The sequence below is a fragment of the Dermacoccus nishinomiyaensis genome, assembly GCF_900447535.1.
Taxonomy (GTDB): Bacteria; Actinomycetota; Actinomycetes; order Actinomycetales; family Dermatophilaceae; genus Dermacoccus; species Dermacoccus nishinomiyaensis.
Genome location: NZ_UFXX01000001.1, coordinates 1576261 through 1601764 on the forward strand (window position 1 = coordinate 1576261; position 25504 = coordinate 1601764).

Genomic DNA, 25504 nt, shown 5'->3' on the forward strand with positions numbered 1-25504 from the left:
TTGTCGGCGCTCGATCCTAGGGTGAGACGCATCACGCCGCCCGTGCTCGAGGCCGCCTTCCGGACTCGCGGGTAACCGGGCGTGGGATGAGAGGATGCGGCCATGACCACGGACGTCGACGCGCTGCTCACCCTCGACGCCGCCCACGTGTGGCACCCCTACGCGAGTGCCACGGCAGGAGTACCGCCCCACGTCGTCGAGTCTGCCTCCGGCGTGCGGCTGCGTCTCGTCGAGACCGACGGAACGCGCCGCGACGTCATCGACGCGATGAGCTCGTGGTGGTGCGCCGTGCACGGCTACGGCGTGCCGGAGCTCGATGCGGCTGCCACGGGGCAGCTACAGCGCATGTCGCACGTCATGTTCGGCGGTTTGACGCACGAACCCGCGATCCGGCTCGCCGAGCGCCTCGTCGCGATGGCGCCGCACCCACAGCCGGAACGTGCGGCGTTGAACCGAGTGTTCCTCGCCGATTCGGGCTCCGTCAGCGTCGAGGTGGCAATGAAGATGGCGCTGCAGTGCTTCGCCGCCGACAACCGGCCACGGCGTCGCATCCTCACCGTCCGCGGCGGCTACCACGGCGACACGTTGCACCCGATGAGCGTCTGCGACCCCGACGGCGGTATGCACACGCTCTGGCGCGGCACACTGCCCGAGCAGATCTTCGCGCCGCTGCCGCCCGCACCCGCGGACCCGTCTTCCGGCCTCGTCGCTGACGCGGGCGAGATGGCCGCGTGGAAGGACGAGACCGCGCGCTTGTTCGCCGAGCACGCCGACGACATCGCCGCCGTCATCCTCGAACCCCTGCTGCAGGGCGCCGGCGGCATGCGGATCCACGACCCGGAGTGCGTGCGATTCCTCGCCGAACTCGCCCGTGAGCACGGGGCGCTCGTCATCTTCGACGAGATCGCCACCGGTTTCGGACGCACCGGCACCCTCTGGGCGGCCGAACGCGTCGGCGTCACACCCGACATCATGTGCGTCGGCAAGGCGTTGACCGGTGGGTACCTGACACTCGCCGCAACGCTGTGCAGCGACGAGGTGGCCCAGCGCATCAGCGATCGCACGGGCGCTGTCATGCACGGCCCGACATTCATGGGTAACCCCCTCGCGTGCGCCGTCGCACTTGCGAGCCTCGACCTGCTCGACGCCGAACGCCTCACGCGCGCAGCACAGTTCGAGGGCGCCCTCGAGGCCGGGCTCGGGCCGCTGCGCAGCATCGCGGGTGTGAAGGACGTCCGCGTCATCGGTGCGGTCGGCGTCGTCGAGTTGGAGGGCGACGTCGACATGACGCGCGCTACTGAGGCGGCACTGGCCGAAGGCGTCTGGATCCGCCCGTTCCGTGGGCTCATCTACACGATGCCGCCGTACGTGTGCACCGACGATGATCTCGCGACGATCATGCGCGGCGTCACGGCCGCAGTGCGGGCGAGCGTCGACGCCGGCTGCCGAGCTAGCGAGGAGTCGCGATGAGCAGGCCTGACGGAATGGAGCCCGAAGCCTCGACGGACGGCACAGCCGTGCCACGCGGGGGCCTTGACGCGGGCGCCTCAGCCCCAGCGGATGCGACCGTCCGCGGCGGTCAGGTCGATCAATACGCCGTCTTCCTGCGCGACGCCGCACAGCGCCGCGAAGAGCTGGGCCTCACCCGCACGGCCGTCGACGACCAGCTCGACGACGTCCGCATCGACCTCGCCGGCAACGACTACCTCGCGCTGCGGCGACACCCTGACGTCATCGCCGCAGCCGTCGCCGCGCTCCAGGACGACGGTGCGGGCGCCGGTGCGAGCCGCCTCGTGACGGGCACGCATGCCTCGCACGTCACACTCGAACGCGAACTCGCCGCGCACCTGGGGCATGAGGCCGCACTCGTGTTCTCCACGGGCTACCACGCCAATCTCTCCCTCATGACGGCCCTCGGCACGGCTGACACGGTCATCATCAGCGACGCGCACAACCACGCGAGCCTCATCGACGGGATGCGGCTCGCGAAGGCGCGCGTCGCCGTCACTCCGCACCTCGACGTGGCCGCGGTCCGCGACGAGCTCGCCGAACGCACCGAGCCGCGCGCCGTCATCGTCGTCGAGTCGATCTTCTCGGTGCTCGGGGATGCTGCCCCGCTGCGCGAACTGCTCGACCTCGCGATCGAGCACGATGCGCTCCTGGTCGTCGACGAGGCACACGGCCTCGGAGTCATCGGCGAGCGGGGCGAAGGCCTTGTGCGGGCGCTCGGTCTGCTCGATCGCCCGGGCCGCGAGCGCATCATCACGACTGTGACGTTGTCGAAATCCCTCGCCGCCCAGGGCGGCGCGGTCCTCGGCTCGGCCGCGCTGCGCGAGCATCTCGTCAACACGGCACGCCCGTTCATCTTCGACACCGGCCTGGCTCCCGCGTCAGCCGGAGCCGCGCTGGGTGCTCTGCGCCAGCTCGTCGCGCGACCCGAACTCGCCGCACGCACCCGAGAGGTCGCAGCACGACTGGCCGACATCGTCGGCGTCGAGGCGCCTGCGGGCGCCGTCCTCAGCGTTCCCATGCCGTCACCGCGCAGTGCCGTGTCCGCCGTCGACGCTGCCCGACGAGAGGGCCTGCGCATCGGCTGCTTCCGCCCACCGAGCACACCCGACGGCATCTCGCGCCTACGCCTGACGGCCAACGCCGGTATCACTGACGACGACCTCGCAGACGTCGAACGCATCATGCACGGCGTGCTTCGCGAGACGTCGCACGAACGAGCCGGCAGCTCGGAGTCGCCGCGACCTGCTGCCGGCCCGCCCGCTTCCCCACCTCTCGAGGAGATCGCATGACCGCGCCCATCCTGCTCGTCACCGGCACCGACACCGAGGTCGGCAAGACGGTGACGACGGCCGCCATCGCCGCGGCTCTCATCGCTCAGGGCATGCACGTGGCCGTCGTCAAACCCACGCAGACGGGTCTCGCGCCGGGCGAGGCCGGCGACGTCGACGAGGTGGCGCGTCTTGTCGGTGATCTGGGTGGCGACGACGCGGCCACGGGCTCGCTCACGACGCACGAGTTCGTCCGGCTGCCCGACCCGCTCGCCCCCGATTCCGCAGCTCGGCTGGCCCAGGTGACGCTGCCGACGGTCGCCGAGCACGCTCGTCGCGTCCTCGAGATCGCCGAGAGGGACGACGTCGACACCGTCATCGTCGAAGGTGCCGGGGGGCTGCTCGTGCACCTTGACGGCGAGGGCAACACCCTGGCCGACCTTGGAATCGCGTTGCGCGACGCCGGCGCTCGCGCCGGTTTCGTCCTCGTCGTCGCCTCGCGCCTGGGCACCCTCAACGTCACGGCGCTGACCGCCGAGGCGCTCGCTCGCCGCGAGCTCGACCTCATCGGGTACGTCGTCGGCAGCTACCCGAGCGAGCCCGATCTCGCCGAGCGCACCAACATCGACGACCTGCCCACCGCGGCCGGCACCCAGCCCCTCGGCCGCATCCCGACCGGCGCGGCTAGCCTGGAGCCTGCCGAATTCCGCACGCACGCAACAGAATGGGTGCATCTGTGATGTTCCGAACCGACGGCCGTCTCGCTGACGGCCGCACGATCCGCTGGTACGACCGCACCGCGGGCCGTGAGCCGAGCCCCGACACCCGCGACCTGCCGACGACGACCCCGATGTCGCAGATCCGTCGCGATCCACTGACCGGCGAACGGATCGTGCTCGCCGCGCACCGGCAGAACCGCACGTTCATGCCGCCCGCCGACGAGTGCCCCCTGTGCCCCAGTCGCGACGGATACGCGAGCGAGGTGCCGTCCGACTCGTACGAGGTCGCCGTGTTCGACAACCGCTTCCCGGCACTGTCGGACGCGGTCGTCGACGTCCCGACCGAGGACGACCCGCTGTTCGCCTCGGCTCCCGCGCACGGCACGTGCGAGGTGGTGTGCTTCAGCGAACGACACGACGCGTCGTTCAAGGATCTCGGCCTCGAGCAGGCGCGCCTCGTCGTCGACGCGTGGGCCGACCGCACGCGCGAGCTGTCCGCGCGCGACAGCGTCGAGTACGTCTATCCGTTCGAGAACCGCGGCGTCGAGATCGGGGTGACGCTGCCACACCCGCACGGGCAGATCTACGCGTTCGGGTTCGTGCCGCCACGCGCGGCGACGGAGTTGGCGCGCGCCCGCGCCCACCATGACGCGACGGGGCGCAACCTGTTCGGCGACGTCATCGCCCGCGAACTCGCCGACGGCGCCCGCATCGTCGCCGAGAACGACACCTGGGTGGCGTTCGTGCCGTTCGCGGCGCGCTGGCCCGTCGAGGTGCACCTGTATCCGCGGACGCAGGTGGCCGACCTTGCGGCCCTCGACGACGCCCAGCGCGACGGGCTCGCGGCGCTGTACCGCGACGTCCTCACCCGCTTCGATGCCCTCTACGACGCGCCGCTGCCGTACATCTCGGCGTGGCAGCAGGCGCCGGCCAAGGCCGATCACCCGGACCGCGAGCTCGCGTGGCTGCACGTCGAGCTGTTCTCTATTCGTCGCAGCGCCGACAAGCTGAAGTACCTCGCCGGCACCGAGTCGGGGCAGGGTGCGTTCAGCAACGACGTCTCCCCCGAAGCTGTCGCACAGCGCCTGCGTGAGGTGGCAGACGCGTTCGACGGCGGCTCAGGCCGCGAAGTGGGTGAGTCGTCATGACGACGCCGACCTCGACGCAGCGTCGCCTGCTCGACGACGCGAGCTCCCTGTTCGATCGCGAGTTCGGCTCGGACGCAGGCGAACCCGACGGTGCGTGGTGGGCGCCGGGCCGCGTCAACATCATCGGTGAGCACACCGATTACAACGGTGGCTACGTCCTACCCATCGCCCTGCCGACGGGTACGGTTGCCGTCGCACGTCGGCGCGACGACGATCTCGTGCGCCTCGCCTCTGAAGGCAAGCGTGTCGAGGTGCGTCTCGGCGAGGTGTCGCGGGAGGCGGGCCTCGGATGGGCGTCCTACGCCGCCGGCGTGGGATGGGCCGCCCGTCGCGACGGCCTCGACGTGCCGGGGCTCGACATCGCGTTCGCGGCCGACGTACCGCGCGGCGCCGGGTTGTCGTCGTCGGCGTCCTTGAGTTGTGCGACGGCGTCGGCGTGGAACGACCTCGCCGGCTGGGGGCTCGACGGGTCGGGCATCGCCAGGCTCGGGCGCCTCGCCGAGAACGAGATCGCGGGAGCACCGACCGGAACGATGGATCAGCTCGCGTCTGTGCTCTGCGAACCGGGGAACGCGCTGCGACTCGACACGCTGACGAACGAGACGATGCAGGTGCCGTTCGACCTCGCCGACGCGGGCCTCGCGCTGCTCGTCGTCAACTCGCACGCGCCGCACGAGCTCGTCGACGGTGCGTACGGCGAGCGCCGCCGCGCGTGTGAGGAGGCCGCCGACGCCCTGGGCATCGCCCGCGGGCGACTGTGCGCCGAGATCGACGGACGCGACGTCGACGCCGTCGATGCGCGTCTCGCCGGGCTGCCCGACGTGCCGCGCCGCCGCGCGCGCCACGTCATCACCGACTCCGCGCGGGTCCTCGCCGTCGACGCTCTCCTGACCGGTGGCGTGACGCGGGACAAAGCGCCTGACGTCGGGGCGCTGCTCACGGCGTCACACGTCAGCATGCGCGACGATTTCGAGATCACCGTCCCGGCCGTCGACACGCTCGCCGCCGCACTCGTCGCCGGTGGCGCGTACGGCGCACGCATGACGGGCGGGGGTTTCGGCGGGTGCGTCATCGCGCTCGTCGACGTCGAAGGCGTCGATGATGCCGTCGCGGCCGCTCGACGCGCGGCGCACGACGGCGGCTTCCCCGAGCCGGAGCCCTTCGTCGCGCTTGCGAGCGCGGGGGCGCATCGGCTCGTCTGAGCGACCTGGTCGCAGTGACTCGACGATCGGCGGTCCAGGCTGATCGACGGGTGCCACAGGTGCTACCCGTCGCGCCCGTCGCGAACGCAGTTCTCCACGCTCGGCGCACACCGAACGGTGGGGGCCAGCCTCGCGGCGTCGACCGGCGGTGTGCTGCGCGATGGTGTCGAGCCCGTCGACCGAATCCTGAGGTATCTCGGGGCCGTTGTAGGCGAGGCCTGTCGGCGCCTCATGCGCGAGGCGCCGACGCACCGCGGACAAGATGCGATTCCCGGCAGGCCCGGAACCGCGCAGTTATCAGCGTCACGTGATTGGCTGGGAACGTCACCGAGCGAGGCCGGCTGGCCTCACCGCGACCGAAGGAGTCGTCATGCCAACCCGCACCACGAACTGGCCCGCCGGCACGCCCAACTGGGTCGACTGCAGCTTCGACCACATGCACCGAGCGAAGGATTTCTACGCCAAGCTGTTCGGCTGGGAGATCCGCGAGGGCGGTGACGACATGGGCGGCTACGCCGTCGGGCTCAAGCATCACCACGCTGCTGCCGGGCTGGCGCCGCGCATGCAGCCCGACGTTCCGAGCGCGTGGTCCACGTTCTTCGCGAGCGACGACGTCGACGCGACCGCTGGCGCCATCCGCGACGCCGGCGGCCGCACGCTCGTCGAGCCGATGGACGTGCCGAACACAGGACGCATGGCGTTCTTCCAGGATCCCGAGGGGGCCGCGTTCGGTGTCTGGCAGGGCGGCGAGCACCCCGGGTTCGGCATCTTCAACGAGCCCGGTTCCGTGGGCTGGAACGACCTCATGACGCGCGACCTCGAGGGCGCGAAGTCGTTCTACGGCAAGGTTTTCGGCTTCTCCTACGAGGAGATGGGCACCGACTACGTCACGATCAAGCGCGCGAGCGACGGCGAGGTCGTCGCGGGCATGCACCTCGCGACGCAGCTGCCCGACGACGTTCCCGCGAACTGGTTGACGCACTTCGTCGTCGCCGACCGCGACTCCACCGTCGCCACCGTCGAAGAGCTCGACGGCGAGGTGCTCATGAGCTTCGACACCCCGTTCGGGCCGGAGGCGACGATTCGCGGGCCCGAGGGTGAGACCTTCAACGTCATCGCTTTCTCACCCGAGGCCGAGAACGGTCGAGACGCCGAGTGACGAGCGGGTGAGGTAAGCCAGCCCTGACCCAGGAAAATCCCGGGTACTTGTCAGGTCTGCCGGTTACGGACGAGAGCCTTCTCCTAGGTGGATGCGGTTTGCTGTGGGGACACTGCTCCATCCCACGCGAAGGACCATCATGACGAGCTCCACGCCCGCGAATTCCTTAGCCGCGACGGCACCCACTCGTACGTTCGCAGCACTCGTCGGCGTCGCTCGCCGTGCTGCTGCAGGGCCTGTGGGCCGGATTGTTCATGTCGACGCCCGACACCGACCCTGAAAAGACGCCCTGGCTCGAGGTCCATTCGTGGTGCGGGAAGGCCGCCATCGGGTTCGCGCTCCTCGCCACGGTGTGGGCGTTCCTGAAGCTGCGTGAACGCACCGACCTGACCTTCGGCGCGCTGGCGTTGACGGTGCTGTTGATCCTCGAGGCCTATCTCGGGGGGCTCATCGTGGACGAGGGCAAGGACGTCATGGCCGCCGTCCACGTCCCGCTGGCGATGGCGCTCATGGGCCTGGCGGTGTGGCTCCCGCTGCGGGCCCGAAAGCGCTGACTCCACCGTGAGGACGAGCCTCGGATGCGACACGCGTCCGGGGCTCGTCGTTTGGAACAATGGGTGCATGCACAGCCTCGCCGACACCCAGCCCGCCATCGCCCTCGGAGCCCTCGACGGCCGCTACCGCGGCGCCGTCGCCCCGCTCGTCGACCACCTGTCGGAGGCCGCGCTCAACCGGATGCGCGTCCACGTCGAGGTCGAGTGGCTCATCCACCTCACCGACGCCGGCATTCTCGACGGCGTGCGCGCGCTGGACGACGGCGAGAAGGAGGCGCTGCGCGACGTCGTCGAGGAGTTCGACGGTGACGACATCGCCGAACTAGCCGAGATCGAACGCGAGACGGTGCACGACGTCAAGGCAGTCGAGTACTACCTCAAGCGCCGCCTCACGCAGATCGTGGCCGACGCTGGCCACGACGACGCCGAGCAGCTCTCGGAACTCATCCACTTCTGCTGCACGAGCGAGGACATCAACAACCTCAGCTACGCCCTCATGGTGCAGCGTGCGACGCAGCAGGTGTGGCTGCCGAAGGCGACGACGCTCGTCGAGCAGGTCGCGACGATGGCCCGCGACATGCGGGACGTGCCGCTGCTCGCGCACACGCACGGCCAGCCGGCGACGCCGACGACCATGGGCAAGGAATTCGCCGTGCTCGCGCACCGCCTCGGCCGACAGCTGCGCCGCATCGAGGCCCAGGAGTTCCTCGGCAAGCTCAACGGCGCCACCGGCACGTTCGGCGCGCACACCGCCGCCGTGCCGAGCGCCGACTGGCCGGCGCTGAGCCAGAGCTTCGTCGAGGGCCTGGGCCTCACGTGGAACCCGCTCACGACGCAGATCGAGAGCCACGACTGGCAGGCCGAGCTGTACGCCGACATGGCGCGCTTCAACCGCATCCTGCACAACCTGTGCACCGACGTGTGGACCTACATCTCGATGGGCTACTTCGCGCAGGTGCGCGGCCAGGGCACCGTCGGATCGTCGACGATGCCGCACAAGGTGAACCCGATCCGCTTCGAGAACGCGGAGGCGAACCTCGAGGTCAGCTCGGCGCTGCTCGACGTCCTCGGCTCGACCCTCGTCACGTCGCGCCTGCAGCGCGACCTCACGGATTCCTCGATGCAGCGCAACATCGGCACCGCATTCGGGCACTCGGTGCTGGCCATGGACAACGTCGCGCGGGGCCTCGGCGGTCTCGACCCCGTGCCGGCCGCCATGGCCAAGGACCTCGAAGCCAACTGGGAGGTGCTCGGCGAGCCGATCCAGACGGCGATGCGCGCGCTCGGCGCCCAGGGCGTGCCGGGGATGGAGCAGCCCTACGAGCGCCTCAAGGAACTGACGCGCGGACGCCGCATCACCGGCGACGACCTGCGCGAGTTCGTGCGCGGCCTCGGCCTGCCCGCCGACGTCGAAGCACGCTTCGTCGAGATGACGCCCGCGACGTACGTCGGCATCGCTCCGCAGCTGGTCGACTTCCTCGAGGTCTGACACCCAGCGGATCATTTCGACGCCTGACGTGCACTGGCCTGCGACGGACGCTCGTGCGCCCCTTGGCGATCTGCTGAAGCCCGCGGCTGCCTCGCTGAGAGCTGAGATCCTGCATGGTGGGGCCTCAAGCTCTCAACGCGGCTGTTGGGGGCTGAAATCCCGCAATGCGGAGTTTCAGACCTCACCAGATGCGTTGAGGGCCGAAACTCTGGACTGCAGAGTTTCGGCCCTCGACGTCAGGACGGAACGCCGCCCCTCAAATCATCAGATCGTGACGTCGCCCTTGGCGGTCGCGAACGTCACCGACAGCACCGACGGGGTGCCGTGCGGCGCGACGAACTGGAAGTCGATGTCGGGCTCCCAGTCCTCGCGGTCGACGCCGGGTTCGCCCGTCAGGCCGAGCCATTCGCGCACGCGCTCGGGCGCGCCGGCAAGCATGATGCCCTTGAGCGCGACGTCCGTGGCGCCGTCCTTCGACGGGTGCTGCGCGGGATCGTCCCAGTGGATGAAGTACGGCAGCTGCGGGTCGACGACGAGGTCGCTGACGCCGATCTGCTGCCACGTGATCTCCGCGCCGTCGGGGCGGTGACGGCGACCTTCCGTGGTGGGGCGGCCGAGCTTGGCGACGGGGCCGCTCATGTCGTCGAGTTCGACGACCCAGCCGACCCAACCGCCGCCGTTGGCGGAGCGAGCCTTGACGGCCTGACCGAACGGCATCTTGTCGACGCTCGGGTGCTCCAGCGCTTCGACGACCTCGACGAAACGCCCCTGCCTCAGCGGCAGGATCATGTTGCGCGTCCCGAAGCGCGGGTGCACGCCGCCGTCACGCACCTCGATGCCGAGCTGCTGCGAGAGGCGCTCGGCTGTGGCCTGCAGGCCGTCATTCTCGGCCGCATACATCACGTGGTCAATCCGCATGGAGACACTGTGCCACGTCACCCAACACAGCTTGTAATCAGGGTCACGTCTCGGCGACGCGGGGCCGCGTCACCGGCTGGCGCCCCGGTGCGGACGGGTGGCGGGGGGCACCTCGCTCGCGGCGCCGGGTCACCTGAGTGCGTCGGGTGGCCGCTCGTCAGCCCCGCACGCCGCGCTGTCGCATGGCTTCGTAGAGCACGATGGCGGCGCTCGTCGCGACGTTGAGCGAGTTGACCTGCCCGACCATCGGGATGCGGACGCGGGACGTCGCGGCGCCCAGCATCTCGTCGGTGAGGCCGTACTTCTCGGTGCCGACGGCGACGGCGACGGGCCCGGACAGGTCGATGTCGGTGTGCATGACGTCGGTGTCCGGTGTCGTCGCGATGAGGGGAATGTCGTTGTCGCGCAACCATTCCAGCGTCTCTGACGTGGGTGCCGCCGCGACCGGCACGCTGAAGACGGTGCCCTTCGAGCCGCGGACGACGTTGGGGTTGCCCCAGTCGGTGACAGGGTCGGCCGCGATGACACCGTCGGCGCCCACGGCGTCAGCCGTGCGCAGCATCGCGCCCAGGTTTCCGGGCTTCTCGACGCCCTCGGCGACGAGCAGCAGCGGGTTGGCGGGCAGGTCGAGCATGCGCGGATGGGCGTTGACGCTCGGCACGACGGCGAGGAACCCGTCCGGCCCCTCGCGATACGCGACGCGCTCGAAAGCCTGACGCGCGACGGTGACGATCTCCGCGCCCGCAGTGCGCGCCGCGTCGATGACGTCATGCTGCCGCGCCGCGTCGAGCATCAACTCGTCACAGACGTAGAGCGTCTGCGGGCGGACGCCGGCGTCGAGCGCCAGACCCAGTTCGTCATACCCCTCGACGAGCGTCAGGCCCTCGGTCTCGCGCGTGCGGCGCTTGCGCAGGCCGACGAGGCCCTTGAGGCGCGGGTTCGTCGCGGACGTCAGGTGAAGATCAGGCACGCCCCATCATCCCAAATCGACGCGCCTCACGCGAAGGTGGACGCCGTTCGCAGATGGGTACGGGAATCGCGAATGTGGGCGTCGATCGCAGGAGGGGGTCAGATGAGCGAGCGCAGGACGAGGGCGGCGCCGTCGTCGTCGATGGGAGCGGTGACCTCGTCGGCGGCGGCCTTCACCTCGTCGGGCGCCTGGCCCATGGCGACGCCGCGCGCGGCCCATTCGAGCATCTCGACGTCGTTGCGCTGGTCGCCGACGGCCACCGTGTTCGCTGGTTCCACGCACAGTTTGCGCCGCACCTGCTCGAGCGCGGACGCCTTCGTCACGCCCTCGGGGTTGATGTCCATCCAGGCCGTGAACCCGACGGCGTAGTTGACCTGGTGCAGGCCGACGCGTTCGGCGAGGTCGAGGAAGTCCTCGCTCGTGCCGGTCGGCGAGCGGAACGTCACGCGCGTGACGGGCTCCGTCATCAGCTCCTCCCACGGCACGACGACCTGTTCGCCGTCGAGTTCACCGTCGGGGAACGGCGCCGTCACCTTGAACACGTCACCCGATTCGACGGCGATGACGGCGTCCTCCCACTGTCCGCGCAGCATCTGCAGCGCCGGCGTCGGGTCGAACGTGACGCGTTCGATCGTCTCGAACCCGTCGGGTAGTGAGCTGTCGAGACGCAGCGTGATCGCGCCGTTAGAGCACACCGCGTAGCCGGACGAGAGGCCGAGCATGTCGATGATCGGCTTCGTCGCGATCACCGCACGCCCTGTCGACAGCACGACCTGATGCCCCGCCTCGACACAGGCGCGCACGGCGTCGCGCGTGACGTCGTGCATCGTGCCGTCGTACTGCAGCAGGGTGCCATCGATGTCGAGGCACACCATGAGCGGCGGCCACTCCTTGCCATCCGGCTGCGACGAAACCGCCGAACCGGTCGACGGGGGCGGCGCGCAGGTGTCAGAGACAGTCACGTACCCACCCTAGGCGCAACGGCCCTCCTCGCGGCGACCATCCGTCGCGGGACGTACACGGCCGGGGTCCAGCCGCGTCCGACAGGGAGTCGACGCAGCGTCACCACCGCGTCGACGAGGCCGGCCCACCCCGTCTTGGGCGAGCCGGCCTCGTCAGGTGCGTGCCGTTGAGCGTGTCAGTAGGTCTGCTGACCCCACGGCTGCTGCGGGCCCTGCCCGTTGTTCTGCACGTTCGACGTGTTGTGCGCCGACGGGTTCGTCGCGTCCGCCTTGCGCGATTGCAGAAACGCGACGACGCCGACGGCGATCGCGATGAGGCCGGAGAGCAGCGTCAACCAGACGCCGGCACCGATCGTCGCGGTGTATCCGGCGGCCGCACCATTCGAACTCACGGCGCTCGACGCGGACGGGAACTGGACGATGCCGAGGATGAGGATGACGAGTCCGATCGCCGCGGTCACGAGGCCCGCCACCTTGGCGTTGAGCTTGCCCAGCAAGGCGAGCACCCCGGCGGCGACGAGGCCGAGGGCGAGGATCGCGACGAAGATGCCCGCCGTGTTCTTCGACCCACCGAGCGCGGAGTTCGCGGTGTTGCTGTTGCCGCCGATGCCGTTGAGTGCCACCGACTCGCTGCCGGCCTTGAACGTCACCCACGCCACGAACGGCGCGATCAGCCCGAGCAGCGCGGGCACGAACGGCCCGAACTTCGCGACAGGCGAGGCGGTCGACGTTGCGTGCGACGCGCCGACGCCGGTCGCCGTCGCCGCGCCCGTCTGCCCGACGCCCGGTGCGAACGACTGACCGTACGGCGCCGACGTGTAGTGCTGCTGGTTCGACACCGCCGCACTCTGCGAGGACGGGTAACCGCCCTGCGGTGACGACGCATAGCCGCCCTGCGGGTTGTTCGACGGATAGCCGCCCTGCGGGTTGTTCGACGGGTAACCGCCTTGCGGAGACGACGGGTAGCCGCCCTGGGGCGCGGACGGGTAGCCGCCCTGGGGCGGGGACGAGGGGTAGCCGCCCTGGGGCGCGGACGGGTAGCCGCCCTGCGGGGACGACGGGTAGCCGCCCTGCGGCGTCGACGGATAACCGCTCTGCGGAGCGGCCGGGTAACCGCCCTGGCCGTACGACGGACCTGCCGGGTTCTGGCCCCCGGGGTATTGCCCGTATCCGCTCTGGCCATACCCAGGCTGGCCACCGCCCTGCGGCCCGGCATAGCCGACCCCCGGCGCGCTCGGGTATGCCTGCGACGACGCGGCGTTCTGCTGCCCACCCTGACTCGACGGGCCCCATGCTGGCTGGGCCGGCGCATCCGAGCGTGGGGCGACGCGCGTCGCGTCACTGCCGATCGCCTGCGTGTGGTCGTCTGAGGCAGCAGTGTCCTTGGACATCGAGACTCCCGCGTCCGACGACGCGGCCCCGGCGGGCGTGGAACCCCCAGGCGTCGCGCCGGCGCCGGTGCCACCCGCGACGTGGGTGGCCTGCTCGTTGTTGTCTGCGCTCCAGGTCGAGCCCTGGCCGGACTCGTCGTTGGTCGACATGCCCCTCTCCTTCATGATTCGAGGTACGAAAAAACTTGCTCCCAATGTACGTGCCGCGGCGCCATCCACGGCCCGGTCGCCGCGCGACAGTGGACGGCAGAGACGTCAGGCCCCGAGCTTGAACGCCTCGCGGTAGGACAGGCGCCCACCGGTGCGCATGATGCTGCGCTCATACAGCCGCGTCGCGAGACGGGTGATGACGTACGCCGCGACGATCGCGATGCCGATGGCGAGGATCGGCTCCCACCATGCGGCGCTGCCGTCCATGATGCGTGCCGGCATCGTCACGGTCGAGACGACCGGAACGTACGAGGCGACGACCTGGGCCGTGCCGCTGAGCGACATGCCGACGACGAGCACGAGGACGACGAGCATGACGACGGGCTGCGACGTCGACTGCACGTCCTCGCTGCGTGAGGCGAGCGCGCCGGCGACGGCGAACATGCAGGCGACGACGAAGAATCCGACGAGGAAGAACAGCAGGAACCATCCGGAGGCGCCCGCGACGGTGCCGACGAAGGCGCTCCACTTGGTCTGGCTCAACCCGATGAGTGCGACGGCGGCGAGCAACGTCACCTGAGCGATGGCGAGCAGCGCGTTGCCGATGATCTTTCCGGCGAGGATGTGGCGCAGCGGCACGGCGCTCGCGAGGATCTCGACGATGCGTGACTGCTTCTCTTCGACGACGCTCTGCGCGATCGGCATGCCGAACATGAACGCGACGAAGTAGAACAGGAACGCGAAGACGAGTGACACCACCTTCGCGAGCCCGGCGCGGTCGGCATCGGAGCTGAGCGTCGACGTCGCCACGGCGCCGCCCTTCGTCAGCGACGACAGCTCGACGCCCTTCGATGCCGCGTTCGACGCGAGCGTCAGGTGTGCGGCGCTCGTCGTCACGTTCTTCTTCAACCCGTCGTCGATGCTCTTGTCGCCGATGAGTTGCCAGCCGCCGTTGGTGCGCAGCAGTGCGGCGTCGGCGTCGCCCTTCGTGACGGCGGCGCGGGCTGCGGCATCGTCGGGGAAGGCCGTGCTCGTGTACTCGACCTTCGCGCCGCCGTCCTTCGCGCTCGTCGCAGCGACGTCGACGACCTGCTTCGCCGACGGCCCGGAGGCGCCCTTCGTGTCGACGATCGCGACCTTCTGCGTGTCGGTCTTGCCGGCGATCCACACCTGCACGGCGAACGTGCCGATCACCATGGCGAGGGTGACGCCGAGGCCGACGAGGAAGTTCTTGTCGCGCGCCTTGACGGCGATCTCGCGCAGGGCGACGATCTGCCACGCCGGACGCGAATCACGCTGAGCTGTCTGGACGTTCATCACGCCACCTCCCGGTAGATGTCGGCGAGCTGGGGCAGGACCTCGGCGTATTCGCGGATGCTCGCGCGTGCCATGACGGTGCGCAGCAACTCGTCGGACGCCCTTTCGCGGCCCTCGGCGTCGTCGGGCAGTTCGAGCAGCGCCCGCGGGCCGTCGACGTCGACGACACCGATGCCGAGACGGTCGGCGACGTCACGCACCCACCCGGCGTCGGAGTCGAGGACGAGGCGGTGACGGACGCGTCCGCTGCGGCGCAGCTGCGCGGCCGTGCCCTGCGCGGCGACGCGGCCGCCCGCGAGGAAGACGAGGCTGTCGCAGAGGCGTTCGACGAGGTCGAGCTGGTGGCTGCTGAACAGCACGGGCACGCCGCGCGAGGTGAACTCGCGCAGCAGGTCGGCCATCGCGTCGACGGCGCGCGGGTCGAGGCCGCTGAACGGCTCGTCGAGGATGAGCGCGTCCGGCTCGGCGATGACGGACGCCGCGATCTGCACGCGCTGCTGGTTGCCGAGCGACAGCGCTTCGAGCTTGTCCTTCGCTCGGTCGCCGAGGCCGAACCGTTCGAGCAGTTCGAGCCCGCGGGCACGCGCCGCAGCGGGTGCGACGCCGCGCAGCTGGGCGAGGTAGACGAGCTGGTCGATGAGGGGCTGCTTCGGGTACAGCCCCCGCTCCTCGGGCATGTATCCGATGCGCCGGCGATGTTCGCGCGTCATCGGCTCGCCGTTCCACAACGCCTCCCCGGCGCTGGGCTCGAGCACGCCCATGATCATCCGCATCGTCGTGGTCTTGCCGGCGCCGTTGCCGCCGATGAAACCCGTCATCTGCCCGTCGGCGACCTCGAACGACACGTCGTCGACGGCCGTCTTGTCACCGAACCTGCGGGTCAGGCCTCTGGCTTCCAACATGTTCCGCTCCCTCGTCATGTTCGATCGTTCCTTCAGCCTGTCGCGTTGGCCGCCGCGCCGGATCCGGCGCGCGACGGATCTTCGCGCCTCCCCCTCGCGACGGAGCTGTCAGTCGCCGACGCGCACCAGGCCCGTCTCATAGGCCGCGACGACGGCCTGCACCCGATCGCGCAGACCGAGCTTCATCAGCACGTTCGACACGTGTGTCTTGACGGTGACCTCACCGACGAACAGCGCCGCCGCGATCTCCGCGTTGGACAGCCCACGCCCGAGCAGACCCAGCACCTCCCGTTCGCGCGGGGTGAGGTCATCAAGACGGCCGCCGTCGCCCGTCCTCCTCGGGGGCAGCGAGGGCGTCGAGTGGGCCGATGAGGCAAAGGGCCAGGCCGACGTCGTCGGTCCGACGTTGCCCGGGCCGTCGTCAGCGGCCCGGGCGGCCTCGGAGCCCGCGCCGAGCGACCCGTCCTGCACGCGTCGTTCGATGACGCGGCGCGTCACCTCCGGGGCGAGCAGGGCGTGTCCGTGCCCGACGGCGCGCACGGCGTCGGCGAGGTCGTCCGCGTCGGCGTTCTTGAGCAAGAAGCCGCTGGCGCCCGCGTCGAGCGCACTGAAGAGGTAGTCGTCGCGATCGAACGTCGTGAGGATGACGACGCGCCCGAGCCCCTCGTCGACGAACCGTCGCGTGGCCTCGATGCCGTCCATGACGGGCATCTGCACGTCCATCAAGGTGACGTCGGGCCGCACCTCGCGGGCCACGTCCAGCGCCTGCGCCCCGTTCGTCGCGGTGGCGACGACGTCGATGTCGTCCTCCACGGACAGGATGAGCGAGAATCCGCTGCTCACCATCTTCTGGTCATCGACGATGACGACCTTGAGCGCGTCCATCAGGCCCACCCTCCTGTCGTTCGCTGCCTCTGTCGGCCTCTCGCTGCGGCCTCGGTCATGAGCGCCCGCCGTCGTCGCCTCGCGCGTCGGGTAGCGGCAGCCTGACGCGCACGCGGTACCCACCGGTCAGCCGGGGGCCGATCTCGGCGCTGCCGCGATGAGCCGTCACGCGTTCACGCATGCCGAGCAGTCCCATGCCGCTGCCCGAGGTGCCCTGCCGTGGGCGCCCCTCGTCGAGGATCTCGACCTCTGCGTAGCGCGCCGCACCGGCCCCTTCCTCGCCGCCGCCACTGCGCACCGTGACGGACGCGGACGTCGCCGTCGAGTGGCGCCGGATGTTGGCCAGCGCCTCCTGCACGGTGCGGTAGAGGCTGTGTTGGACGCTGCCAGGCACGTCGACGTCACCGATGAGGTCGCGCAGTTCGACGTCGAACCCGGGCGAGGTGACCTCTTCGACCAGTCGCGGCAGATCGTCCAACCCAGGTTCGGGACGACGGTGCGTCGCGTCCAGCGCAACGCCCGTCTCGCGCTCGTTCCTCGTCGCGAGCGAACCGTCCGATGACGCGGCGACCGCCAGATCAGCCGACACCACCCCGCCGCCAGGCGGCAGACGGCCCGGCCCGGACGACGCGCCGTCCCCGGTTCGCAGGGTGCCGAGCAGGCTGCGCATCTGCGTGACGGCGTCGCGCGAGGAGGTCTCGACGTTCGTCAGCGACGTGGCCGCGAGCGACAGGTCCTTAGTCATGAGCTTGCGTGCGGCCGCGGCCTGCACGCCGATCGCGGCGACGTGGTGGGCGACGACGTCGTGCAGTTCGCGGGCGATGCGCAGTCTTTCGTCGACGACGGCGCGTTCGGTGAGCTGCGCCGACTGCTCCTCGATCGTGCGTGCCTGATCCTCGGCGCGGGCTCGGGCGCGAGCTCCACGCCACGAGTTGGCGCCCGTCGCGACGGCGGTGACGAAGAACAGGACGTTCATCATGACGCTCGTGAGCACCGCTCCTGTGCCAGGGCCGAACAGCGCGTCATCGCGGGTGCCGCGGCCGTTTCCGTAGGCGTCGACGAGCGCGTCACGCCCCGACGCGACCGACAGCTGCACGGCCACCCACCCGAACATGAACACGACGACGGCGCTCGCCGCGACCATCGTCATCCGGCGATCTCGGCCCCAGGCGAGTGCGGTGAAGATGGAGAAGAAGTAGGCCGCCTGCATCGCGAGGTTGCCCATGACGACGTACTGCGCCATGCCGAAGGCGAACATGTGCGCGGCGAGCAGCAGCATGACGGCGAGGGGGAAGCGTCGCCGCCACACGAGCGGCAGCATCCCGACGAGCGTCGCCGCATAGAGCGCGGGCCGCCCCCAGGTGCCGCGCGGCAGACCCAACGCGCGCATCGCCTCGAGCTCGACGACGGCACCGAGCAGGAAGACGACGGCGATCACGGCGTCCCGTCGCTGCCATCCGGGTGGCAACGGCCGCACCCAGTCGTCGTCCAGACCGAAGAACTCCCTCACGCCTGCGAGGGTAGACGCCGCCACCGACAGCCCGCCTCCCCCGCGCGACGGAGCGTCAGTTCGTCGCGAGCGACACGACGAGATTGATGGCTGTCGCGACGACGCCGACGCCGAGCGCGTAGCTGAGCAGCGTGTGCTGCAGCACGAGGCGTCGCACCCACCGGTTCTTCAGGTTCGTGTCGCTGATCTGGTACGTCATTCCGAGGTCGAACGCGACGTACGCGAAGTCGTAGTAGTCGGGTTCGCCGCCCTCGAAGTCGATGCCGTTGCTGGCCGGCGCCGGCCCGTAGTACTGACGGGCGTAGCGCAGCATGTACATGAGGTGCACGAGAAACCAGGACGCGACGACGCTTGCCGTCCCGAGCACGGCTTCGGCGGTGCCCGTCTTGTGCTTGCCCGCGACGAGCAGCAACCCGACCCCCGCAAGGCTCGCCATCGTCGCGATGATGACGGTGGCGTCCGCTCCTGCGACGCTCGGATCCTCCTCGCGTGCGTGCTCGGTGGCCTGCGTCGGGTTCATGCCACGCACGATCAGCCACGTCCACGCACTGACGACGATCGCGCCGACCGTCCACCCCGTCATGACGTCGAACACGATCGTCCGGTCGGCGACGGCGATCGTGACGAACGCCGCGAGCACACCGACGATCACGCTGATCACCAACCGAAACCCCGTGCGGCGCGTGAGGGCACGACGGTTCGCCTTGGACGTCTCGTGGGAGGTGTCATTCATGCGCTCATTGTCACCCGACGGACGCGAACCACCGTGGCCTGCGGCAACGGACGCAACGACCGGCGCGTCGTACGGGCGTGAGCATGGAGCGACCTCAGCGGCACCGACTGCCGCATCGCGCGGCGGGAGCAGACGACGCGAGGAGACGACGCGAGCGCCGAGCATGCCGCGGGGACGGCCCCCGGCACCGACATGGCCGGGCCCGCCGGCACGAACTGGTCGGGCTCGAATCATTCGGGCCAGCACGACGACCCCCTGCCGGGCGTGCATGAGACGAGCGAGATGGGCGGCCCGATCAGCCGATCGGCCCGTCCGAAGGATCTGACGAGCCCCGAGGACTTCGCGAGGACGAAGACCATCGCGTGGTGCGCCATCGTTGCCGTCGCGTTCGCCCTCATGACGCTGCTGAGCTACCGCACCGCACGGTGACTGGAGGAGACCGACAACGGCTATGGGCGCCAAGAAGATGCGCGAACTTGTCAGCGGCTTCCTGGGCGCCACCATCATCGCCGCCATCATGGTGGCGATCGATCCGCACGGGGAGATCTTCATCGGCTGAGCGCGGGCCGGCACCCGCCAGGATGCCGGCCCGCGTCAGCCCTCGTCGGACTGCGTCGTCCGAGCTCGTCGTCAGACGACGGGCAGCACCTCGAGGCCACCCATGTACGTGCGCAGCGCCTCGGGCACACGCACCGAGCCGTCAGCCTGCTGGTGCGTCTCGAGGATGGCGACGAGCCAACGCGTCGTCGCGAGCGTGCCGTTGAGCGTGGCGACAGAGCGCGTCGCGCCGTCGGTGCGCTCACGGATGTTGAGGCGGCGCGCCTGGAACGTCGTGCAGTTCGACGTCGACGTCAGCTCGCGGTAGGTGCCCTGCGTCGGCACCCAGGCCTCGCAGTCGAACTTGCGTGCGGCGGACGTGCCGAGGTCACCCGCGGCGGTGTCGATGACGCGGTACGACAGCTCGCACTTGGCCAGCATCTCCTCTTCCCACGCGAGCATGCGAGCGTGCTCCGCTTCGGCGTCCTCGATGCGGCAGTAGGAGAACATCTCGACCTTGTTGAACTGGTGGACGCGGATGATGCCACGCGTGTCCTTGCCGTACGAACCGGCCTCGCGGCGGTAGCAGCTCGACCAACCGGCGTAGCGCACGGGAGCGTCGACGTTGATGATCTCATCCGCGTGGTAGCCGGCAAGCGCGACCTCCGAGGTGCCGACGAGGTAGAGGTTGTCCTCCTCCTGCACGCGGTAGATCTCGGCGTCGTGCGCGACATCGAAGCCGGTGCCCTGCATCGTCTCCGGGCGCACGAGGGTCGGCGTGATCATCGGGGTGAAGTCGTTCGCGATGGCCTGGTCGAGCGCCATCTGCAGCAGCGCCAGCTCGAGGCGTGCGCCGACACCCTTGAGGAAGTAGAAGCGCGAACCCGAGACCTTCGTGCCGCGCTCCATGTCGATCGCGCCGATGAGCTCACCGATCTCGAGGTGATCCTTCGGCTCGAAGTCGAACGTCGGGGCCTCACCGACCGTCTTGACGGTGACGAAGTCGTCCTCGCCACCCGCCGGCACGCCGTCGAGGACGACGTTGGGGACGGTGCGCAGCAGCGCGTCGAACTCCTTGCCCGCCTCGTCGGCAGTGGCCTCGAGCTCCTTGACGCGGGCGCTCAAGGTCGCAGCGTTCTCGCGCGCGGCGTCGGCCTCGGCCTGCAGACGCGCGACCTCCGAGTCGTCACCGCCCTTCTTGGCCTTGTTGAGCGCACCCATCGCGGCGCCGACGCTCTTCGACACGTGCTTCTGCTCGGCGCGCACCCTCTCGAACTCGCCGAGCGAACTGCGGCGCGTCGCGTCGAGCTCGAGAATGCGGTCGACGACGCCCTCGTCAGCGCCGCGAGCACGCTGGCTCGCGCGGACGGCGTCAGGGTTGTCACGAAGCAGTCGAATGTCGATCACCCCTCAAGGCTATCGCCCGCGCGAATCTGCGTCATTCCAGTTACAGTGCAAGGCGTGTCGAACACGCCCTCCCGTCCGCGCGCCGCGATCGTCGTCAACCCCACGAAGGTCGACGACCTCGGCGCCCTGCGCCGCGAATGCGTCGACGTCTCGCGCGACGCCGGATGGGCCGAGCCGCTGTGGCTGCAGACCCGCCTCGACGACCCCGGCACCGGCCAGACGCAGCAAGCACTGCGCCAGGGCTGCGACATCGTCTTCGCCGCCGGTGGCGACGGAACGGTGCGCCACGTCGGCGCGGCACTGAGCGGCACGAGCGTGCCGCTGGGGTTGATGCCACAGGGCACCGGCAACCTGCTCGCGCGCAACCTCGGCGTCTCGGTGGACGGCTCGGCGGCGCTCAACTTCGCGCGGTCGCTTGCGGGCGAGGACACCGTCATCGACGTCGGGCGGGTGCACGCAACGTTCGGGGACGGCTCGGCGACGAACGACACCTTCCTCATCATGGCCGGCTTCGGACTCGATGGCGACATCATGAACGCCACGAGCGAGACCCTCAAGAAGCGGATCGGGTGGATGGCCTACCCCATCGCCGGTGCGCGCTACGTGACCCAGCGCCCCGAGCGCATGCTCGCCTCCTTCGACGACGGCGCGCCGCACACGAAGAAGACGACGACGCTGCTCGTCGGCAACTTCGGTCAGCTGACGGCGGGGGTGCAACTCATGCCAGGCGCCAACGGCACCGACGGGCGCTTCGACACCGTCTGGCTCTCCGCCGACGGGCCCCTGCAATGGGCTGCGCTCTCGGCGCAGATCTTCGCCCGCTCGCGGCGCACCACGGGTCGCGTCGAGCGCACACGCTGCGCCCGCGTCGCGGCCAAGGCCATGGGACGCCCGCGCGCGCTCGAACTCGACGGCGACGTCCTCGGCGACGTGCGTGAGATGGAGATGTGGGTCGAGGAGAAGGCACTGCGCGTGCGCGTCGCCAACGCGCGTCACTCACGCATGTCTGACGTCCGCCGTCACCTCCCCGGCATCCTGGGCCAGACGCTGCGCCGCTGACACGCGCCCCCTGTTCGATTCCCGTCCCCATCTGCGATTTTCGTCCACATTCGTTGCCGAGCCTGGCCCAACCCGTCGCACGGACGGATCGCTTGCGACAGTGACGGGCCGCACTGCGAGAGGGCTGACGCTTGATGCGTCAGCCCCTCTCGCAGTGTTCATACCCGCGGTCTCGAACCGAGACCCCTCAGCAGCACCGCGCGCCGGGGTTGCGGTCCTGGGCGTCGGTGCGTTCACGCCAGTAGTCGCGCTTCGACATCGGCGCCTTGCCGGGGTGGGCGACGGCGTGATGGCGCAAGTAGCGCTCGTAGTGGTTGTCGCCCATCATCGAGGCGACGTACCACTTGAGCGCGCCGACGATTCCGCGCGGCTCAGGCATGGACGCGCTCACCCGCATGCACGCCCTCGGGGTCGAGGCCCGCCTCAAGCCACTGGGCTAGCACGCTCTCCTCGTCGGGCGTGACGCGCATGCCGCTCGGCGCGAAGATCTGCGACGGCACAGCGCCGTCGCGCACCTCGGGGTCGACGTGCCCGGTGCGCAGCGCCTTGAGCGCCGCGAACACACCCGCGATGACGACGACGATGACGAGCACCGCGAAGAGAACCGAGAGCGTCTCCTGGATGAGCGTGTTACGGATGACGGCGTCGATCTCCTCGGGGGTCTTGGCCGTCTTGAACTTCGTCAACCCCTTGTTCTTGGCGTCGACGAACGCGTTGTGCTGCGCCCAGTAGCCGATCTTCGCGTCGCTCGAGAAGATCTTCTGGTAGCTCGCGACCATCGTCACGAGCAGATCCCAGGCGAGCGGGATGCCCGGGATCCACGCCCACTTCGCCTTGCCGTTGCGGATGACGACGACCGTCACGACCGTCAGCGCGACGGCGGCCAGCAACTGGTTGGCGATGCCGAACAGCGGGAACAGCGTGTTGATGCCACCCAGCGGGTCGGTGACGCCCATGAGCAGGATCGAACCCCATGCGGCGACGACGACGAGCGTCGAGATCCACGCACCGACGCGCCAGGAAGTGTCACGGAAGCGGTGCAGCCCGGGCACGTTGCCGAGCGTCTCCGACAACATGAAACGTGCGACGCGCGTGCCGGCGTCGACCGTCGTCAGGATGAACAGCGCCTCGAACATGATCGCGAAGTGGTACCAGAACTGCTTCATCGAATCGCCTGGGATGACGCGGCTGAACACGTCCGACATGCCGAACGCGAACGTCGGGGCGCCACCGGTGCGCGACACGACCGAAGCCTCGCCGACGTCCTTCGCGGCCTGGGTGATCTCGGGCGCGGTGATCGGATTACCGCCCAAGCCTATCGAGTTCACCCACGTCGCGGCCTTCTCGGCCGTCCCACCCGTCACGCCGGCGGGGGCGTTGATGACGAAGTACAGGTGCTGGTCGATGATGGCCGCCGCGATGAGCGCCATGATGGCGACGAACGACTCGACGAGCATCGAGCCGTACCCGATGAGTCGCGCCTGGCTCTCCTTCTGGATGAGCTTCGGCGTCGTGCCCGACGAGATGAGCGCGTGGAAGCCGGACAACGCGCCGCACGCAATCGTGATGAACAGGAACGGGAACAGCGAACCCGCGAAGACGGGACCGTTGCCGTGCTTGCCGAACGACGTGATCGCGGGGATGTCGATCGCCGGACGCGCGATGATGATGCCGAGCGCGAGCAGGACGATCGTGCCGACCTTCATGAACGTCGACAGATAGTCACGCGGCGCGAGCAGCAGCCAGACCGGCAGGACGGCCGCGGCGAACCCGTAGACGATGAGGCACCAGGCGAGCGCCGTCGGAGACAGCGTGAACATGTCCTTGCCCCAGGCCGTCTCGGCGACCCAGCCGCCGGAGACGATCGCGAGCAGCAGGAGCACGACGCCGATGAGCGACACCTCGGTGACCGACCCCGGACGCAGGAAGCGCAGGTAGCAGCCCATGAACAGGGCGATCGGGATCGTCATCGCGATCGAGAACACACCCCACGGCGACTCGGCGAGCGCGTTGACGACGACGAGGCCGAGCACCGCGATGAGGATGACCATGATCGTCATGACGGCGAGCATCGCCGCCCAACCACCGACGGGGCCGAGCGTGTCGCGCGCCATCTGGCCGATGCTGCGGCCGCCACGGCGCGTCGAGATGGCGAGCACCATGTAGTCCTGCACGGCGCCCGCGAAGATGACGCCGAAGATGATCCACATCGTGCCCGGCAGGTAACCCATCTGCGCGGCGAGCACGGGGCCGACGAGGGGGCCGGCGCCGGCGATGGCGGCGAAGTGGTGGCCGAACAGGACGCGACGGTCCGTCGGCATGTAGTCCTGGCCGTTCTCGAACTGCTCCGCCGGCGTCGCGATGTCGTCGCGCGGCTGCACGACCTTGTACGCGATGAGACGGCTGTAGAGCATGTAGCCGATGACGTAGCTGCCGACGGCCGCGAACACGAACCAGATGGCGTTGACGTGCTCACCGCGGACGAAGGCGACCATCGTCCAGCCGATGGCGGCGACGATCGCCGCGACGGCGATCATGATCTTCTGCCGCCCGGTGATGGTGCGAGGGGGTTCGACCGCGACGGGGGGCAACCCCGGATCGCGGTCGAGGGTGTCGAGACGTGACGCCGCCACGGTGACCTCCTGGTAGTGCTGGTGGCCATGACGGCCGATGTGAGTAAGGCCACAGTAGGGGTCTACCCATGGGTACGGCGTCTCGGCTCGCGGACCGAGCAATCACATCCTGGTCACGACGTCGGCTGAGGGTTTGGGGGCCTGAGTTCGGATGGGGACTGACCTCGGCCGGGCCGCCCCGCACCGTGCCCCTTCTGCGATTCCTGTCCCCGTCGGCGATTCTCGTCCTCATCTGCGATTTTCGGTCGCATTCGCACCCGCCGCAGCCGGCGTCAGGCCGTCGGTCCCTGCGGAAACGGCGGCGAGCCGAACCAGTAGCGACGTGTCTCGCCCGGAAACGCGGGGTGGGAGCGGACGTCCTCGAACTGCCCGCCGCACTTCTCGATGACGGCACGTGACGCCGGATTCTCGGTGCTGCAGCACACCAGCACCTGTTCGACGCCGAGCGCCCGCGCCTCGTCGAGACCGAGCATCAGCGCGCCCGCGGCGACGCCCCGCCCACGAGCGCTGGGACGCACCGAGTAGCCGATGTGACCGATCGCCTCATACAGCACCTCGGTGAGGGTGTGACGCAGGGCCAGAAAGCCGACGATGTCACCCTCCCCCGCCCGCGGGCCGTCGAGCACCCAGAAATAGCTGCAGTGCACGAATCCCTCAGGCGGCGCGACGGTCGTATCGCCCTGGCGCGCACGATCGGTGAGGTAGGCGTCGAACCCGGCGCGCGACGTGTCGACGACGTCGTCGCGACGATAGCCCGTGCCGTCTTTCGGCGTCGCGCCGAACTCGTCGAATGCGTCCTTCCAGTCGTCGTAGCGAGCGGCGTCGGGCCTGATGAGCGTCAGCATCCCGTCATTCCATCACCGTGCGACGCCCCCGGCGACCGATTTTCCCGACGGCCGGCTGGACGAATGTACACACGCAAATCGCCGATGGGGACGAAAATCGCCGATGGGGACCGGATTCGCCGATGGGGACCGGATTCGCCGATGGGGACGGGATTCGCCGATGGGGACGGGATTCGCCGATGGGGACGGGATTCGCGAAGGGGGACGAAAATCGCAGAGGGGTACATGACGACG

Annotated in this window: 23 protein-coding genes; 10 read left to right on the forward strand and 13 right to left on the reverse strand. The window is 69.6% G+C overall.

Annotated elements, in window-relative coordinates:
• Positions 1–102: 102 nt before the first annotated feature.
• The 8 genes from DYE07_RS07330 (at position 103) to purB (ending at position 9051) form a co-directional block, all read left to right on the forward strand.
• On the forward strand, positions 103–1470 hold the full coding sequence (locus DYE07_RS07330; protein WP_115296655.1) for an adenosylmethionine--8-amino-7-oxononanoate transaminase: 1368 nt from the start codon (positions 103–105) through the stop codon (positions 1468–1470).
• Positions 1467–2801, forward strand: coding sequence for an 8-amino-7-oxononanoate synthase (locus DYE07_RS07335; protein ID WP_237723857.1), 1335 nt, complete (start codon positions 1467–1469; stop codon positions 2799–2801). Before DYE07_RS07330 ends, DYE07_RS07335 begins: the two co-directional genes overlap by 4 nt.
• Positions 2798–3520 carry a dethiobiotin synthase gene (gene bioD, locus DYE07_RS07340; protein WP_006947077.1) on the forward strand — a complete coding sequence of 241 codons (723 nt, stop codon included), beginning with the start codon at positions 2798–2800 and terminating at the stop codon, positions 3518–3520. The genes DYE07_RS07335 and bioD overlap by 4 nt, the downstream gene beginning before the upstream one ends.
• A complete protein-coding gene (galT, locus tag DYE07_RS07345; protein ID WP_115296657.1) occupies positions 3520–4647 on the forward strand; it encodes a galactose-1-phosphate uridylyltransferase in 1128 nt (375 codons plus the stop codon). Before bioD ends, galT begins: the two co-directional genes overlap by 1 nt.
• Positions 4644–5849, forward strand: a complete 1206-nt coding sequence (galK, locus tag DYE07_RS07350; RefSeq protein WP_115296658.1) for a galactokinase — start codon at positions 4644–4646, stop codon at positions 5847–5849. Before galT ends, galK begins: the two co-directional genes overlap by 4 nt.
• Positions 5850–6219: 370 nt before the next feature.
• Positions 6220–7008: a VOC family protein gene (locus tag DYE07_RS07355; protein ID WP_172462963.1), complete on the forward strand. Its 789-nt coding sequence runs from the start codon at positions 6220–6222 to the stop codon at positions 7006–7008.
• A gap of 221 nt (positions 7009–7229) precedes the next feature.
• The gene (locus tag DYE07_RS07360) at positions 7230–7562 is read left to right on the forward strand and encodes a COX15/CtaA family protein (protein WP_115296660.1); all 333 of its coding nucleotides are present in this window, start codon (positions 7230–7232) and stop codon (positions 7560–7562) included.
• 67 nt (positions 7563–7629) lie between these two features.
• A complete protein-coding gene (gene purB / locus DYE07_RS07365; protein ID WP_115296661.1) occupies positions 7630–9051 on the forward strand; it encodes an adenylosuccinate lyase in 1422 nt (473 codons plus the stop codon).
• Positions 9052–9315: 264 nt separating this feature from the next.
• Here purB and DYE07_RS07370 read toward each other — a convergent pair whose 3' ends face one another.
• The 9 genes from DYE07_RS07370 to DYE07_RS14705 all read right to left on the reverse strand — a co-directional run bounded on the left by DYE07_RS07370 (position 9316) and on the right by DYE07_RS14705 (position 18789).
• Positions 9316–9969, reverse strand: coding sequence for a VOC family protein (locus tag DYE07_RS07370; RefSeq protein WP_038566581.1), 654 nt, complete (start codon positions 9967–9969; stop codon positions 9316–9318).
• A gap of 157 nt (positions 9970–10126) precedes the next feature.
• On the reverse strand, positions 10127–10939 hold the full coding sequence (locus DYE07_RS07375) for a TrmH family RNA methyltransferase (RefSeq protein WP_115296662.1): 813 nt from the start codon (positions 10937–10939) through the stop codon (positions 10127–10129).
• A gap of 98 nt (positions 10940–11037) precedes the next feature.
• Entirely contained in the window at positions 11038–11901 is an 864-nt protein-coding gene (locus DYE07_RS07380) for an HAD family hydrolase (protein ID WP_006947074.1), read from the reverse strand.
• 176 nt (positions 11902–12077) lie between these two features.
• Complete coding sequence (locus tag DYE07_RS14900) at positions 12078–13442, reverse strand: hypothetical protein (protein ID WP_062256749.1); 1365 nt, start codon at positions 13440–13442, stop codon at positions 12078–12080.
• 105 nt (positions 13443–13547) lie between these two features.
• The gene (locus DYE07_RS07390; RefSeq protein WP_115296663.1) at positions 13548–14759 is read right to left on the reverse strand and encodes an ABC transporter permease; all 1212 of its coding nucleotides are present in this window, start codon (positions 14757–14759) and stop codon (positions 13548–13550) included.
• Positions 14759–15661, reverse strand: coding sequence for an ABC transporter ATP-binding protein (locus DYE07_RS07395; protein WP_038566572.1), 903 nt, complete (start codon positions 15659–15661; stop codon positions 14759–14761). Before DYE07_RS07395 ends, DYE07_RS07390 begins: the two co-directional genes overlap by 1 nt.
• 108 nt (positions 15662–15769) lie before the next feature.
• Complete coding sequence (locus DYE07_RS07400) at positions 15770–16546, reverse strand: response regulator (RefSeq protein WP_062256742.1); 777 nt, start codon at positions 16544–16546, stop codon at positions 15770–15772.
• A 55-nt stretch (positions 16547–16601) separates the two neighbouring features.
• Complete coding sequence (locus DYE07_RS07405; RefSeq protein ID WP_237723856.1) at positions 16602–18056, reverse strand: sensor histidine kinase; 1455 nt, start codon at positions 18054–18056, stop codon at positions 16602–16604.
• A gap of 55 nt (positions 18057–18111) precedes the next feature.
• The gene (locus DYE07_RS14705) at positions 18112–18789 is read right to left on the reverse strand and encodes a DUF1345 domain-containing protein (protein WP_172462964.1); all 678 of its coding nucleotides are present in this window, start codon (positions 18787–18789) and stop codon (positions 18112–18114) included.
• A 264-nt stretch (positions 18790–19053) separates the two neighbouring features.
• Between DYE07_RS14705 and DYE07_RS14710 the strand changes: the two genes are divergently transcribed.
• Positions 19054–19218 carry a hypothetical protein gene (locus DYE07_RS14710; RefSeq protein ID WP_172462965.1) on the forward strand — a complete coding sequence of 55 codons (165 nt, stop codon included), beginning with the start codon at positions 19054–19056 and terminating at the stop codon, positions 19216–19218.
• A 201-nt stretch (positions 19219–19419) separates the two neighbouring features.
• On the opposite strand, the gene serS is transcribed toward DYE07_RS14710, so the two are convergent.
• Positions 19420–20733 carry a serine--tRNA ligase gene (gene serS, locus DYE07_RS07415; RefSeq protein ID WP_115296665.1) on the reverse strand — a complete coding sequence of 438 codons (1314 nt, stop codon included), beginning with the start codon at positions 20731–20733 and terminating at the stop codon, positions 19420–19422.
• 54 nt (positions 20734–20787) lie between these two features.
• Between serS and DYE07_RS07420 the strand changes: the two genes are divergently transcribed.
• A complete protein-coding gene (locus tag DYE07_RS07420; protein ID WP_051805515.1) occupies positions 20788–21792 on the forward strand; it encodes a diacylglycerol/lipid kinase family protein in 1005 nt (334 codons plus the stop codon).
• 187 nt (positions 21793–21979) lie between these two features.
• Here the strand turns inward: DYE07_RS07420 and DYE07_RS07425 are convergent, their stop codons facing one another.
• The 3 genes from DYE07_RS07425 to DYE07_RS07435 form a co-directional block, all read right to left on the reverse strand.
• Positions 21980–22171, reverse strand: a complete 192-nt coding sequence (locus DYE07_RS07425) for a YbdD/YjiX family protein (protein WP_062256729.1) — start codon at positions 22169–22171, stop codon at positions 21980–21982.
• Entirely contained in the window at positions 22164–24425 is a 2262-nt protein-coding gene (locus DYE07_RS07430; RefSeq protein ID WP_062256727.1) for a carbon starvation CstA family protein, read from the reverse strand. The genes DYE07_RS07425 and DYE07_RS07430 overlap by 8 nt, the downstream gene beginning before the upstream one ends.
• 272 nt (positions 24426–24697) lie before the next feature.
• On the reverse strand, positions 24698–25270 hold the full coding sequence (locus DYE07_RS07435; protein ID WP_115296666.1) for a GNAT family N-acetyltransferase: 573 nt from the start codon (positions 25268–25270) through the stop codon (positions 24698–24700).
• Positions 25271–25504 lie beyond the last annotated feature (234 nt).